This window comes from Arminella tubonensis (genome assembly GCF_003240585.1).
GTDB classification, from domain to species: domain Bacteria; phylum Pseudomonadota; class Alphaproteobacteria; order Rhizobiales; family Rhizobiaceae; genus Rhizobium; species Rhizobium tubonense.
Window position 1 is genome coordinate 1 of sequence record NZ_PCDP01000068.1, and the last position, 15,140, is coordinate 15,140.

At 57.9% G+C, this 15,140-nt stretch carries 12 protein-coding genes; 8 read left to right on the top strand and 4 right to left on the bottom strand.

Going from position 1 to position 15,140, the window contains the following annotated elements; genetic code table 11:
* The 3 genes from CPY51_RS28380 to CPY51_RS28390 all read right to left on the bottom strand — a co-directional run.
* The coding region (locus CPY51_RS28380) for an HlyD family secretion protein (protein WP_146260189.1) at nt 1-728 on the bottom strand (728 nt) is incomplete at its 3' end.
* Between the two features lie 302 nt (nt 729-1,030).
* Complete coding sequence (locus CPY51_RS28385) at nt 1,031-1,336, bottom strand: hypothetical protein (protein ID WP_111163569.1); 306 nt, start codon at nt 1,334-1,336, stop codon at nt 1,031-1,033.
* Between the two features lie 65 nt (nt 1,337-1,401).
* Nucleotides 1,402-2,682 (bottom strand): epoxide hydrolase family protein, encoded by a 1,281-nt coding sequence (locus tag CPY51_RS28390; protein WP_111163570.1) that lies wholly within the window; start codon nt 2,680-2,682, stop codon nt 1,402-1,404.
* A 234-nt stretch (nt 2,683-2,916) separates the two neighbouring features.
* Here CPY51_RS28390 and CPY51_RS28395 point away from each other — a divergent pair, with 234 nt between their 5' ends.
* The 5 genes from CPY51_RS28395 (at nt 2,917) to CPY51_RS28415 (ending at nt 5,885) form a co-directional block, all read left to right on the top strand.
* The gene (locus tag CPY51_RS28395; protein WP_111163571.1) at nt 2,917-4,554 is read left to right on the top strand and encodes a PAS domain-containing protein; all 1,638 of its coding nucleotides are present in this window, start codon (nt 2,917-2,919) and stop codon (nt 4,552-4,554) included.
* Nucleotides 4,551-4,901 (top strand): ATP-binding protein, encoded by a 351-nt coding sequence (locus CPY51_RS33875; RefSeq protein WP_111163572.1) that lies wholly within the window; start codon nt 4,551-4,553, stop codon nt 4,899-4,901. The genes CPY51_RS28395 and CPY51_RS33875 overlap by 4 nt, the downstream gene beginning before the upstream one ends.
* Complete coding sequence (locus tag CPY51_RS28405; protein ID WP_111163573.1) at nt 4,898-5,272, top strand: response regulator transcription factor; 375 nt, start codon at nt 4,898-4,900, stop codon at nt 5,270-5,272. The genes CPY51_RS33875 and CPY51_RS28405 overlap by 4 nt, the downstream gene beginning before the upstream one ends.
* A 131-nt stretch (nt 5,273-5,403) precedes the next feature.
* Nucleotides 5,404-5,628, top strand: a complete 225-nt coding sequence (locus CPY51_RS28410; RefSeq protein ID WP_146260190.1) for a hypothetical protein — start codon at nt 5,404-5,406, stop codon at nt 5,626-5,628.
* A 17-nt stretch (nt 5,629-5,645) separates the two neighbouring features.
* The gene (locus tag CPY51_RS28415; RefSeq protein WP_111163575.1) at nt 5,646-5,885 is read left to right on the top strand and encodes a hypothetical protein; all 240 of its coding nucleotides are present in this window, start codon (nt 5,646-5,648) and stop codon (nt 5,883-5,885) included.
* 360 nt (nt 5,886-6,245) lie between these two features.
* Here CPY51_RS28415 and CPY51_RS28420 read toward each other — a convergent pair whose 3' ends face one another.
* Nucleotides 6,246-11,834 (bottom strand): AAA family ATPase, encoded by a 5,589-nt coding sequence (locus tag CPY51_RS28420; protein ID WP_111163576.1) that lies wholly within the window; start codon nt 11,832-11,834, stop codon nt 6,246-6,248.
* 408 nt (nt 11,835-12,242) lie between these two features.
* On the opposite strand from CPY51_RS28420, the gene CPY51_RS28425 reads away from it, so the two are divergent.
* Genes CPY51_RS28425 through CPY51_RS28435 form a run of 3 tightly spaced genes read left to right on the top strand, consistent with a single transcriptional unit; the run spans nt 12,243 to nt 15,039 of the window.
* Nucleotides 12,243-13,190, top strand: a complete 948-nt coding sequence (locus CPY51_RS28425) for a substrate-binding domain-containing protein (protein WP_111163577.1) — start codon at nt 12,243-12,245, stop codon at nt 13,188-13,190.
* Between the two features lie 33 nt (nt 13,191-13,223).
* Nucleotides 13,224-14,270, top strand: coding sequence for an ABC transporter permease (locus CPY51_RS28430; RefSeq protein WP_111163578.1), 1,047 nt, complete (start codon nt 13,224-13,226; stop codon nt 14,268-14,270).
* Complete coding sequence (locus tag CPY51_RS28435; protein ID WP_111163579.1) at nt 14,260-15,039, top strand: ATP-binding cassette domain-containing protein; 780 nt, start codon at nt 14,260-14,262, stop codon at nt 15,037-15,039. The genes CPY51_RS28430 and CPY51_RS28435 overlap by 11 nt, the downstream gene beginning before the upstream one ends.
* The last annotated feature ends 101 nt before the right edge of the window (nt 15,040-15,140 follow it).

Here is a 15,140-nt window from a genome sequence, read left to right on the forward strand (position 1 = left end):
GTCGCGGCGGCGCGATCGCGCTGGGCAACGGCCTGGTCACGCTGGGTCTGCAGCACCGGAACCTTGTTCTCGGCTGCCACGAGAGCGGCTTCGTCGCGTTCGACGGCCGCAGCGGCCTGGTCCTTGACCGACTGGCTTTGCTCGACATGGGACTGTGTGCCGGCACCGCTGGTGATCAGCCTTGCATTGCGCGCGGCGTCCGACTGGGCAAAGGCCAGCGAGGCCCGAGACGCGTCGATCGAGGCCTTGGCCTGACCGATGATGGACTGCTGCAGGTGAATCTGGGCGTCGATATTGGTGATCGCCGCCTCGGCAGCCTTGACGTCTGCCCTCGCCCCTGAGAGCGCAGCCTGGTAATCGCGATCGTCTATCCGGGCAAGAACCTGTCCGGCCTTGACGGTGTCGTTGTCCTTGACGAGGACGTCCTTGATATAGCCCGCGACCTTGGGCGCAATCGTCGTGAAGTCAGCCTTCACATAAGCGTCGTCGGTGGACTCGATGAAGCGCCCGACTGTCCAGTAGTGATAGCCGAAGTTCGCGCCGAAGGCGACGCCTGCGAGAAGGACTGCGGCGAGGATGCCGCGCTTGACGACATTGCGGCCGGACTTCTTCGGCGCTTCGGGCGCTGCCGCTGCCTCGGCGGCGGGTGCGGCCGGAGCATCGGCGACCTTGGCGGTCTCAGCCTCGGCGGCCGTCTTGAATGCTTCCTTGCGGGGTATCTGAACCATTGTCCTTCTCCTGTGTCTTGCCCATTCCTTCCGGTTAGGCTTGTTCGATTTGGAGAAGGCGCCCTGCTACCCCTCATTTGATAATCCGCCTATACCTGTAAGGGTCATAAGCCCTGAGCGGACAATCGGGAACGTAAATGGATCGTCTGACGAGCCTTTCGGTCCTAGGAAGAGTAGGAATGCAGCGGTTTCTCCGCTGCGACGCAACGCCTAACATGGCTGCGAACGTTTTTATCGCAGCACTGGAACGAGGAGCGACCTAAGCGCCGTCAGCGCATTGCGCCTTTTTCGCGCGCCACGCCTTACACCTCGCGAGCTCGAAGCAATAGCCGCGCCGCATCTATTCTGGCCTGCAATTTAACGGCCCTCGCCTTCAACTCCTCGGTCGAGGCGGGTGCCGCGATGTCGCCGCGTGAAAAGGCTGGCCCTTTGAGCATCAAGCGGTCTGGATTGGAGCGAACGGCTGCGCTTGCATCTCCGTCAAAGTCTCTCCGGTTTCCATTCCAGACCCTCGACGTATCCTGCACCAGTCCCCGAAACAGTCTAACAAGACTGAATGGGGTGAACTGCCAGTCACGCCAGAGTGACGCGTTTGAATGTTTGCTCATAGCGCTTGCGCTCCATCGTCAATTCACTTTGGCTTTCCGGCAGATGAACATGCATCCTGCTCCGATCAGCGCAGTGTCTTGAACGTATCCCTGAGCTCGGCGGTGAGGGCCGTCGGCTGTTCCCAGGCGGCGAAGTGTCCACCCTTGTCCAGCCGGTTGTAGTGGATCAGTTTTGGATAGGCCTTCTCCGCCCAGCTTTTGGGCGCAGCGTAAAGCTCATCGGGAAACACGCTGACGCCGACGGGGATCGTCACACCCTTCGGAGCGAAGAAAGCCAGCTTGCTTTCCCAGTAGAGACGAGCAGACGATATCGCAGTGTTGGTCACCCAATAGAGCGTGGCGTTGTCAAGGATATCGTCCCGGGTAAGGCCCTCGCCTTTTCCGTCGAACACCCGCGCGATCAATTCGTAGCTTTTGATGTCGTGGTCGATCATCCACGATGCCATTCCCACGGGGGAATCGACAAGCCCATACAGCGTTTGCGGGCGGTTTGCCATTTCGATGGCGTAGCCGAGCCCATGCTTGTAGAAATCGGCGAGCTGCTGGTAGGCCTGCAGTTCGTCAGGTGCGAGACCCGCTGGCGGCGGCCCGCCGGCCTGCAAAGCCTTCGCGACGTCATCGGGGACCGTGGCCGGCATGTTGACGTGTATTCCGACCAGTCCAGGTGGTGTCAGAAGCGCCATCTGCTCGGTGACCGCATCGCCCCAGTCGCCGCCCTGCGCCACGTACCTGTTGTACCCAAGGCGCTCCATCAGCACGACCCAAGCCTTGGCAATGCGGATCGGATCCCAGCCCAGCTCGGTAGGCTTGCCGGAAAAGCCATGGCCGGGCATCGACGGGATGACCAAGTCGAAGGCATCCGTTGCGGCTCCCCCGTGTGCCGTCGGATTGGTGAGAGGGCCGATGATCTTCATCTGTTCCAAGATCGATCCCGGCCACCCGTGAGTGACGATCAGTGGCAGCGCATTCTTTTCCTTCGACTTGATGTGGATGAAGTGTATCTCCACCCCGTCGATTTCGGTCGTGAACTGCGGGAGGGCGTTTAGTCTCGCCTCGCACTTGCGCCAGTCATAATCTTCGGCCCAGTAATGAGCGAGAGCCCGCGCCGTCTTCAGTTGCACTCCCTGTGAGGAGTCCTTGACCAGTTCCTCGTCCGGCCACCGCGTGGCGACGATTCTCCGGTGAAGGTCCTTGAGCTGATCCTGCGGGATTCTGACTTTGAAGGGACGAATCTCCTCAGGTCGGGCCGCCGCCCACGCCCCTCCAGGCAAGAGGCTTATGGCGCTGCCGATCACGGTGGCTGCTAGAAGCTCGCGGCGCGTGGGTGAAAGCGATGTGTCCGTCATGATGTCCCCCTGTCTTCCAAATGTATTGATTGGTAAGCAGGTAGACGGGTGCGAACGTTAAAACCATTGCACGATGGTATCGTCGATACCTTGGATAGATCGAGCCTTGTCTCAACCGTCGTCAAATCTTCAGGGTAAAATTGTGGGGCACTCGAACCGATACTATGGGATAGTATCATCCGCCTTGTCGCAACGGTAGTATCGCGCAAGCGGCTACTCGCGAAAGGGACGGCTATGGACCTCGATCTCGGCCGCATTCTGGATTCAATGCCCGGCATGGTCTTGAGCGCTACGCCGGAAGGAGAGATTGGGTTCGTCAATCGAGAATGGTCGGACTTTGCGGGCTTAGGTGGTTCTGTTTCTGATGGGCCCGCCTGGCAAGCGATAATCGGCCCGAACGAGCTACCCGACCTAGTCAAGCAGTGGAAATTGATCATCGCTTCCGGCGAACCTGGATTGATGAAAACGCGCCTTCGTCGTTTCGACGGCCAAGATAGACCATGCAAATTCCGTTGTAGTCCGATGCGCGATGACCAGGGCGAGGTCCTCAGGGGGTACGTGATCGCCTCCGAGGCGGCGGATCAGGAGACCGACCAGCGGACTGAGCGCCAGATCCTTGATGGAATACCTGCCGGGATAGGCGTGCTGACATCGACTGGCGAGTTGAAAGCAGTCAACGACCACGTCGTCAGTTACTTTGGCAAATCGGAGGAAGAACTCACCCGCTGTGTGTCGGCCGAAATCGTACACCCAGAAGATCTTCAGCATGTTCTCGATACCGTCGAGCGCGCAGTCACGAACGGAGAGGCATACGATGTAGAGCTTCGTTTCCTTGGAGCCGACGGAAATTATCGCTGGTTCCAGGTACGCGGCAAACCGCTTCGGGACGGACGAGGAAGTGTATTTCAGTGGTATGTTCTTCACCTTGACATCGACGAGCGCAAGCGCGCTGAAGAGGCGTTGCGAACAAGCGAGACCAATCTCCGCGACAACCTCAACGCGCTGCCGACAACGGCATGGTCCACCTGGCCCGATGGCTATGTCGATTTTCTCAATGCGCGCTGGCTCGACTATTCGGGCTCTACCGCCGAACAAGCCGGCGGGTTTGGTTGGGGAGACGTGATCCATCCCGACGACGCAGGGAGGCTTTTCAACTACTGGCAAACGTGCTTGGCCACAGGAAAGAGCGTGGATATCGAAGCACGGATGCGCCGCTATGACGGCGAGTATCGTTGGTTCTTGTTCCGAGCGGACCCGCTTCGTGATGAAAACGGGACAATCATCAAGTGGTTTGGGATCGAGACACGTCTTCTTCGTCACGACGGCGTCTATCGTTGGTTCCAGATTCGCGGATTACCGCTTCAAGACGACAGCGGCACCGGTGTCCGCTGGTACAGCCTTCTAACCGATATCGATGATAGGAAAGGTGCAGAAGAGGAACTGCGGCGCAGCGAGGCGTTTTTGGCCGACGCCCAGCGCGTCAGTAAGACCGGCAGCTTCGCATGGCGTGTCGGTTCGACGAAGGTAACATGGTCGGACGAAACCTATCGGATCTTTGGCTTCGACCCTGCCGAGCCCGTCACGCTCGACCTGATCCGAAGCAGGCTCCATCCCGACAACGTGGTGACATTTGAGAAAGTTGTCGATGCAGCACAACGCGAGGGCAGCGACTTCGACCACGAAACGCGGATGGTGATGCCCGACCAGTCCATCAAGTTCGTGCGTGTCGTCGCCCACAACGAGCGGAACAAGGACGGCGAACTTGAGCTGCGCGGAGCCGTCCGGGACGTAACCGCCAGCCGCCTTGCCGAGGAGGCGCTAAGCAAGGCCCGCTCCGACCTCGCGCGCGTCGCCAGGGTTACGAGGCGATGACCGGTATTGGCGACCGCCAGAGGCGATTGTTGATCAGCACCCAGCGCGACGAGGGTAACCAGGTGCGCTTCCTGGTCCAGGATGTTGGAATAGGCTTTGGAGCCGGCGACGCGGAACGCCTCTTCGAGGCGTTCTACTCCACGAAGAACGATGGTATGGGCATTGGCCTCTCCGTCAGCCAGTCAATTATAGACGCCCACAAGGGCCGCCTGTGGGCGACACCCAACAATGGTCCCGGTGCGACTGTTTGCTTCTCCGTTCCGGGATATGCCGGGAACGAAGCCTACCCAAGCAACGTTGCTCATGTTGACGTCAACCCTGCACAAAACTCAGCGAGGACTTCATGAACGCCAAGCATTCCCTGGTATCGGTCATTGATGACGACGAATCCGTACGGGAATCGTTGCCTGACCTGCTCAGGGCATTCGGGCACGGCGTCGAGACTTTCGCGTCTGCCGAGGACTTTCTCTTATCGAAGAGCATCGACACGTCCGACTGCCTGATCCTCGACATCGGCATGCCTGGCATGACGGGGCCAGAACTTCAGCGGGAACTCAAGCACCGCGGAAAGCGAACGCCGATCGTCTTCATCACCGCCCTGAAAGACGACGCAGTCCGATTGCAATTGATCGCCCATGGCGCTGTTGATTGCCTGTTCAAGCCTTTTAGCGCCGCCGCCCTGCAGCATGCGCTCGATGCCGCATTGCGCTCGCCCTGATTGGTTCGCGCCATCGGCGTCCTCTATGCGACGAAACCCTTCCAAGCGCGCACGCCTTGTTCAATAGAGACATCAAATCTGCTGTTATCATCGCCCCAGTGATTTTGGCAAAACTCAAAGGGAGTGTCGACATGAACGCGAACAACAACTCTTTGGGCACATTCCGATCGTATCGGAACCGCGCGATCAAGGCGACAGCGCGCGACATGGCAAGGTTTGGTCAGGACCCCATCTGGAGCGACGCGAATATGAGCATCACGGAACTGAGGCGGACCCATGGGCTTATTTTGGAAAGCGTCGGCGGACCGAGGCTTGATTTCGTGCTCGGTCCCAGCGGGGTCTGGCGAGTACATTAGCCGCGGAACCGTCGATCATGTCGATTTTCGATCTGGATGTGAGCCAGGTTTTGTGCACGCCGGGAACAAGCAGGAGCGGCTGGCAGATACGCTTGGTCATCGGGCGTCAAGCCGCGTTCTGGCTTGATTGGGCGATGGTGCGATCGCTGCCACACACGGCGCTTCCTGATATTTCCATTGTGCGTGCGCAATCTGGTTCATCGGACCTATATTGGGAGGGTGTCTTGGTCGACGTCGTCCTGAAACGGTCGGTTTGAGGCCGTCGTATGGCTTTGTTTAGATCGCGACATCCTGCAAAGGGGAGCCGCTGACCGCCGATTGGGGGGCCTGCCCGCCTCCGTATCTTCAATACGATTGGAACGCGTTCGCTGAGTTGGCTCCCGGCCCTACAATTTGTGGCGAGCGACCGGTCTGGCGTTCCCGAGTACGCGTCAGATCAGATATTGGATCAAACCACAGCGAGTTTCGTGTCCGTCTCAGGATTTTCATCAGCCTCCATGTTCCACGCAAGGGTGGAACGGGCTGCGGGGGTTTTGACGACGAATACGGGGAGCGGCTGCACAACCGTAAGTCCTTCACGATATTTACGATCGCGGCGATCCCAGTTGCCCGCAGCGCTAATACAGCGCTTTCGGTTCTTCCTCGGCGGGCATTGCGAAATGGAAGATGGCTCCTCGAAGGACTCCCGGCGCTGCCCACAGTTTGCCACCGTGTGCCTCAACAATTGAGCGGCAGATCGACAATCCCATGCCCAGTCCCTCGGCCTTGGTTGTGTAGAACGCTCCAAAGATGCGGTCGATGTTTGCTGGATCAATCCCCTGTCCGGAATCCTGCACGGATACTTGAACTTCGCCGGAATCCGAGATGCCAGAACTCACCTGAATTTCGCCTCGCCCGCCGCCGCCCTGCCTGATCGCATCAAAGGCGTTCATAATGAGGTTGAGAACGACCTGCTGCAACTGAACCCGGTCACCTTGAATCAGGGGCAGTCCCTCAGTCAATCGCGTCCGGAGCGATACTCCACTTTTTTCGGCTTCGCCGTAAGTCAGGCCGATGATCTCGAGGACGACCTCGTTTATATTCAACCCCGACTTTTGCGGTGGCGCCTTTTTGATGAGTGTCCGGATCCGGCTAAAGACTTGCCCAGCGCGCGTGCCGTCCCGAATGACGCGAGCGATCGCCTTTCGAGCTTCGGGTATGCTCGGTCTGTCATTCAGCAACAACATGGCTGTTTCAGCGCTGACAACCACTCCGGAAAGAGGTTGGTTCAGTTCGTGGGCAATCGACGCCGCAAGGTGTCCCATCGTCGTCACACGATTTGCATGTGCGAGTGCTAACTGAATTTCGTGATACCGACGCTCGCTGTCGCGAGCCAGTCCCTCCGCTCGTCGTCGATCCGTAAGATCCACGACGAATGCGACGCCCTCGGTCGGTCGCCCGTCAAAAAGCGCCGCTCCGATTAGTACGGGGACGAGGCTGCCGTCCTTTTTAACATACTCTCCCTCGAATGGCGTCGCGATGCCGCTCGCACGCATCTGTTCCATGACGAGATCGTTCTCCGATTGCCATTCGCCGGGCATTAGGGTCGGCCAGCGCATACTGCCTGACTGAAGATCCTCGCTTTGATATCCAACAATCCGCAGAAACGCATCATTCGCGTCCGTGATCGTACCATCAAGATCCCAAGTGAATATTCCAATGATATTGGCGTTGAACAGGCGCTGAATTCGTGCCTCGCGCTCTTGAAGAACGCCATAGAGACGCGTGTTCTCCAATGAAATTGCCGCCTGCGCCCCCACGAGCTCAAGAAGCCTCGCGCGATCGGACGTGAAAACGTGGGACGCCAGGGTGTTCTCCAGGTAGAGCAATCCGCCAAGTTTTCCCTGACGAACCAGCGGTAGGCAGAGGACTGATCGCGCCCTCCGCTGGCTCATGTATGGGTCGTCAGAGAAGAAATGCTGCTTGGCCGCGTCGTCGACGATCACCGTTTCATGCGTTCGCATGACATAGCGGATGATGGTTTCAGGAGCCGCCAGACCCGCGACGTTGCCGTAATGCAGGACGACGCCGTCGCCGTCGATCACAGCCTCGGCTTCGATGCTGTAGTCACTCTGATGGGGTAAAATAAGGAGTCCGCGGTCGGCGCCTGCGTTCTGCATCGCGATCGTCATCAGCCGTTCGACCAAATGTGGCAACAGAATTTCGCTGGACAATGCCTGCGACGCCTTCAAGACGGCGGCGACATCGAACTGTTGAGCCGAACTCGCTGTCTCCCTAGTCCCAAGATGCGGACCGGCGATAAGCCATCTGGGATAGAGCGCCTCAAGCTGCCTTACCTTGCCCAATGCCCCCCAGCGCAAATAGCCGTCGCGGGATTTTGACAGGTACATCTCGCAGATGTCCTCAAGGTCGCGGGCGGCGTAGAAGCGCGCGGCGATTTCATAGGCGAGCGCTTCATTGTGAACAAAACCGTTGGCACGGGCGGAGCGAATGGCCAACTGATACAAACGCTCGGCCTCGAGATCACGGCCTTCCAATCGCGCAAGCTCCGCGCCGACGAGCGCGGCGCGGTTCTCGAAATTCTCCGGACAGTTCTTCGCCCATACCTCGAGCTGTTTGTGATGAGTTGCCAAGGCATTCAGGGTCTCCTTCGTCCCCGCCGACGCCGTTATCGCTCCGCTGGATAAGACGGAGGATGGGGATGTGGGATTCGTCTTCGCCACAGCGCGATCATAGAAGGCAGCAAGAGAAAGCGCAGCGTAGAAATGATATTCCGCTGTTTCAAACATGGCGGCGGAGGTCCAGAGTAATTTATGCGCCTTTGCCGCGGCGTCCAATGCGGAGGAGTAATCGCCGGCAAAAAAGCGCGACTGCAGTTTTCGGATCCAATACCAACATTCCGGTTGCCTCGTCGCCGGGTCGGCCGCATAGCGCTGCTCCAGCTCGGCTTCGCTCACCTGCCCGTCATCGAAGCAGCCAAACGTGTGCGTAAGCCCGCGCAGGCTTCGGATAACTCCGAGCTGCGCTTTGATGATATCGACTATGTGGTCGAACCGCGCGCGCTCGGCGAGTTCCAGACCAGCCTCGGCTTGGCGCTCGGCCTCGCCAAGAGGATCGCCTGCCGCTAGAAAATTAGTATTCAGGTTGTCGCAGCAGTACGTGATAAAGCTCAGATCGCCTACTTTTGTCGCCGTCTCAAACGCTCGCAGAACAAGTGCCCGACTGACGCGCACATGCTTGGTCCACATCAAAGAGAATTGCGCAAACCACAGATAGGTCCGAGCTCGAAATCTCTCGAGCCCACGTTTGTCCACCAGTTCATATCCGAGGGTGGCGAACCGAAATCCCGCCTGGTAGTCGTCGAACTGTGGCCCGGCGATTTTGCTGAAAAAAACGTAAGCGACACATGAGCCGTCCCCGTGCCCCCGCTCCAGACTGAGATTGACCGACCGGCAAATAGCGAGCGAAAGAAGATTTTCATCAGTGAACAACGCCGACGGAAAAACTCGTGTGAGCACGTCCAGAGTGGCGAGAGATACGGCGTCCCGCATCAAAGGCAGATCGACGAGCTCCTCGATCGTCCGACCGCCGATCTTCTTCCAGATCTTATCGTACTCGGCTTTCACCTGGACTTTTGGCGGATGGGCCAGCCAGTTCACTCCCAAACGAGCCAGGTACTCGATACAGACGCCAACAGCCTTGTCATTTTGATCGAGCGTCGTGTACAAATCGATGAGCAAGCCAGCGACGCGGGCCTGCTCGAGAGTATTTTGCGCACGCGACGAGAGCCTGTTCAAACGCTCGTCCGCGGTTCCCATCTCACCGACGAGGAATTCGCATTCGGCCTGATAGTATTCCAGGTCGAACGCTAACTGGTGGTGTTTCACCCACGCGTCGGGGTTCAAGAGTGTCGCGCCGGCCGAGAAGTGGTTGAGTGCTTGAAGATAGGCGGCCGAGGCCCTGGCTCTTTTGCCCGCGATCAGATTGAACTCGGCGAGTTGCTCGCGCTCTTCTTGTGAGACGATCAGTCCCGCACCGCGGTTGAGATGATTGACAATGTCGAAGATCGCTTCTTCCCGCTGTGCGGACGGCATGTGCGAGACAAGGATCCGACCGATGCGAAGGTGTGTCTCTGCGCGCCGCTCCTGCGGAACCAGCGAATAGGCGGCCTCCAACACCCGGTCGTGGATGAATCTGTACGAGCTATCATTGCGCTCGATGAAATCGCGTCGGGCTGCCTCCCAAAGGGCCGCGTGGACCCCAGCCTCCGGGAGTGATAGCACCGTTGAAAGCATAGCTGTCGTCGCTGAAGTCCCAAGGCAGGCGAGCTGCTGGAGAGCGCCTTGCGTCTCCAATGGCAACTGTGCGAGCTTGCCAACCATCAGTTCGACCACGTTCTCGGTGTATTCCTTGCCGCGAATGCGGTCGGGATCCCACGACCACCTGCCCTTGATCGGATCGAAGGTGACGAGGTCTTCGTCGCCAAGCGCGGACAGGAACTGCTTTACGAAGAACGGATTGCCAGCAGTCTTATCATGGAGAATTCGAGCTAGCGGACCGGCACGCGCTCGTGCGCAACGCAGTGCGTCTGCGACAAACTCTTCAAGATGGTTCAGGCTGAGCGGGCCCAGCACGATCTGCTCGATCTCCAAACCGACGCCTCGAATGGCCTCCAATTTGCGCACGAGGAGATGGGTCGGGTCGATTTCGGTTTCTCGATAGGCGCCAATCAGCAGGAGATGGCGGAGTTCGGAGTGGGTCATCAGATCTTCGAGGAGGTCGAGCGACGCCGTATCGGCCCAATGCAAGTCGTCGAGGAAGAGTGTCAGCGGGTGTTCTTCAGTGGCGAAAACGCCGACGAAGCGCCGAAGTGCGTTCTGGAATGCCTGCTGGGCCTGCTGCAGAGGAAGATCGGGAGCCGGGTGCTGTTCCCCGACAATTAGCTTGAGCTCGGGCATGAGCTCGACCAAAAGCTGCGCCTGCGCGCCCATCGCCTCTTGCAATGCCCTTCGCCAGCCTTGCAGTTCGTCCTCGCTCTTGCTCAGCAGGCCGCGGATCAATCGTTGGAACGCCTGTGCGACGGTTGCATAGGGTATGTCGCGCTTTTGCTGGTCGAACTTGCCGAGAGCGAAAAGGCTGCGAGATGGCAGGAGGACCCTATGCATCTCGTTCACGATCGAGGATTTTCCAATCCCGGAATAGCCGCAGATCATCATCAACTCGGGCGTGCCGGTCGTTGCAACCCGGGTATAAGCGCCCACTAAGGACGCGATTGCGGGCTCTCTCCCGTAAAGCTTCTCGGGCATCAAAAGTCGATCAGGCGTGTCGAAATCGCCTACGATGAACGGATCGATACGCCCTTTGGCTTGCCACTCCGTCAGGCAGCGTCGAAGATCGTGCTCAACGCCAGTGGCAGTTTGGTAGCGCTCGTCGGCTGTCTTGGCGAGAAGCTTTGTCACCATATCCGAGATCGGGACCGGGATATTTGCCACTCGTTCGCCTGGCGGCGCTGCGGTCCGCGCAATGTGGCAATGAATTAGTTCCATGGGGTCGGATGTGGAAAATGGCAACACTCCTGTCAGCATCTGGTAGAAAATGACTCCGAGCGCATAAAGATCACTACGTGAGTCAATCGAACGGTTCATTCGCCCGGTCTGCTCCGGCGCCATATGCGTAAGCGTCCCCGCAATGGACTCCGGCGGACTAAGTGTTTGGCGCTCGCGAGGGAGACGTGAAGCGTGTCCAAACCCAGTCAGACGCACTTGTCCGCCTGTTCCATCCACCAAAATGTGGGTCGGCTTCAGATCCTTGTGGACGAGACCCCGTTGATGGACTTGGCTCAGAGCAGCGGCGGTGGCTATGGCCAACTGAAGGAATTGAGGAATCGACATCGGTTCGCCGATCTTCCGATCGAGCGTTTCGCCACCGGGGTCATCCAGTATCAGCATTGTTCGATCGCGTTCGCGGACTAACTCTAGCGGTCGGGCGGCCCACGCACTTTCCAGGTAATCCTTGAGTTCGAATTCGTTTGAGAGCTGAGCAACGCTCTCCGGTTGTGGAAAAGCCGCAGTCAAACGCAGCGTAAGGACATTGCGCGGCGACCCATTGCTATATGCGAATAGTCCTCGATAGAGCGCGCGCTCGCCATCCTCCCACAGGACTTGCAGATCGCCTTCGCGCGCGCCAAGCGAGGTCTGCGGATCCATCCATCACGCTCCACGGTGTCCAATTTGATTTTCCGGGCCGGTGTCACAAATGAACGGCGCAGACAAACTCCGCTCAGCGCAGTGCCAATTTTCCTGCACCGACAACCGCGGTTTAGATAAAAAGTGTAACGCCGTCCAATTGGTGGGTCAACGCTGAAACAAGAACAGTGATCAAATCAAGGGTAGCTCCTCCTGGTTGAGAAAAAGGACCCAATGACTGTTTCTCGCTCGTTCGGCGTACTATCGAAAGTTGACTTTTATATTTGGCCACAGGCCACCAAACCATTTGATAATAAATTGGGGTTTGCTTAAATTCAGTTATTGCTGAAACGGAATAGAGCAGGTCCGCCGCGAGAATCGGAGTTGGCGCTCAAAAAAAGGCGCAACTGATGCATCAGAGGGAAGATCATGGTCGAGAAACTGGCGTTTGTAACCGTCTTGCTCGCACTCGTTTTCGGCTTCGAAGGAACCGCTAACGCCGAGTCAACTTTCATAATGGTCACTCATTCGCCCGCGTCTGATACCTATTGGGTAAGCGTTATCAAGGGTTTAGAGCAGGCAGGCAACGACCTTGGCGTGAAGGTCCAGTATCGCGGCATCGAGAATAACCTGAACGATCCAAACCAGGAGCGCCGAAATCTCGAAGCCGCGATCGCCGCCAAACCTGACGGCATTATTGTTTCCGATCCCACGCCTACGTCGCTTAACGGTACAATACAGAAGGCGTCGGACGCCGGAATTCCCGTGATTATCGTCAATCAAGGCGGCGATCAGGTTTCAAATGTCGGCGCACTCGCATTCGTTGGCGATGACCCTGGCAAGCAGGGCGCCCTAGCCGCTGCCCAATTCAATGCTCTCGGTTCGAAACACGCCCTGATCATCACCGCGCCGGTCGGCGCCCTATCCTTCCTTGACGCGCGCACAAACGAATTCAAGAAAGCGTTCACGGGAACGTCATCTTTGGCAGAAATCCCCCTGACCGATTTCAACAATACAAACCGGATAAAGACGATCGCGGAGGCGCAACTGCAGAAGGACGCGTCGATAGACGCCGTATTCTCCATCGGCGGCTGTTGCATAGCGGCAATGACCCAGGTCCGCGCCGACCTGGGCGACCGTGGCAAGGGGATGCATTGGGGCACTATAGATGTGACAGCGGTCGCTACGAAGTCCCTCAAAGCGCACGAGCTTGATTTTGCCCTTGATGCCCAGCAATATGCGCAAGGTTATTATCCGGTAGTAATGCTGGCTTTGTACATTCGCCAGGCCATTCGACCGGCGGAGACCGTACTCAATACCGGGCCTATCGTCATCACCCCGAAAAACGTCGACAGATTTGAGGCCTCGAATCGCTAAGGAGCGACCGGGATCAGAGCGCGGAGGCGCCGCATGTCATTCGCATCTCAAAATGGCACCAAGCCTGAAAGTGCCAGGGGGATCTTGTCGGTGTTTGAGCGCCCGGAATTGACTGCCGTCGTAGGGACCGTCGCCGTCTTTGCCTTCTTCGCTATTTTCACAGGCGCGGCGGGCTTCCTCACGATGCCTATGACACGCAACTATCTGGAAGTCGGGGCGGAGATCGGCATTATTGCCGCGCCCATAACACTATTGATGGTTGCCGGGGAGTTCGACCTTTCGGTTGGGTCGATGGTGGCCGCAAACGAAACGATTATAGGCTATCTTGCGGTTCATAGCGGTTGGCCGCTTCCAGCCGCCTTTGCCGCCGCCCTCGTCGCGGCGATAGCCGTTGGAGCGGTCAATGGCTTGCTCGTAGTAAAGACCAAACTGCCCTCCTTTATCATAACCCTCGCAATGCTGTTCATTTTGCGCGGCGCTGCGCAAGGGGGCCTGCGGATGTTGGTTGGCACCAGCACCATCGATGGTGTCCGCGATACGACGGTTGGAGATCCCTTGGTAGCCCTGTTTGCATCCTCGATCGGCCCGTTTTCGATTTCCCTCGTCTGGTGGATCCTAATTACGATGTTGGCAGCATGGATTCTCGAAAAGACCGCCTTCGGCAATTGGATCTACGCCACCGGCGGAGATCAGCGGGCCGCCGTGCGGTTGGGGATCCCCGTAAACAAGGTCAAGGTCCTGCTTTATATAGCAGTTGCCGTTTCGACAACCTTGGTAGCAGCACTCGACGTCTTTGCCATCAACCAGAGCGATGCTAACGCAGCGCTGGGACGGGAATTCGAGGTGGTGACGGCGACTGTAATCGGCGGCGCCCTGCTGACGGGCGGCTATGGGTCGCCGATTGGGTCTTTCTTTGGTGCTCTGCTCTTCGGCATGGTCGACCAGGGCTTCTTCTTCACCCCACTGCCTGATGTCTGGTTCATGACGTTTCTCGGCTTCATGCTTCTGCTAGCGGTGCTGATCAATAACTACACGCGATTGAAGGCGATGAGACCGGAGAGGGCGACTTATAGACAATGAACCCTATCTAGAGGCCGTCTGCGTCTCAAAACTCTACCAAGATGTTTCGGTGTTGGAAGACGTCAGTCTTTCCGTCCGGCCTGGCGAGGTCGTTTGCCTGCTCGGTGACAACGGAGCCGGCAAGTCCACACTGATCGAAATTTTAAGTGGTGTAGAAAAGCCGGACAAGGGTACGGTGCGTGTGGCCGGGATCGATGTGCGTTTGGGTTCGCCCGCGGAAGCACTCGACAGAGGAATCGCGACGGTCTTCCAGGACCTCGCCCTGGTGCCAATCATGTCTGTTTATCGCAATTTCTTTCTCGGGCGAGAGCCAAGGAGAGGCTGGGGGCCGTTCCGGCGATTCGATTCCCGCCGAGCGATCGCGACAACCGCGGACGCTCTGCGTGATCTGGGCGTCAGTTCCGCCGCCATGCGCAGGCCGATCGGCACGCTTTCCGGCGGTCAACGTCAAAGCGTCGCGGTTGCACGAGCTTTGCATTTCGGCGCTCGCATCCTCATTCTCGATGAACCCACTTCGGCCCTCGGAGTGAAGCAGTCCGAAATCGTGCTCGGCTATATAAAGCGGGCGAAGGAAACAGGAGTTGGCGTGATACTGGTAACGCACAATGTCCAGCATGCCTATTCGATCGGCGATACGTTCGTGGTGCTGTTCCTTGGACGGCAGCTCGGAACATTCAAGAAGTCGAACCTGACTGAGGCCCAACTGATGAGGCTGATGGCGGGCAAAATTGATGAGGCAAACGGTCCACTCTCTCCAGTCATTCTATGAGCGGACGTATGCGACAGTGTGCGGGAGCTTGCCGAAAAAAGAAACGAATCTGGACGACGACGTCCGCCACGCGGTCGATTGAGCATTCACAAAGATCGGCA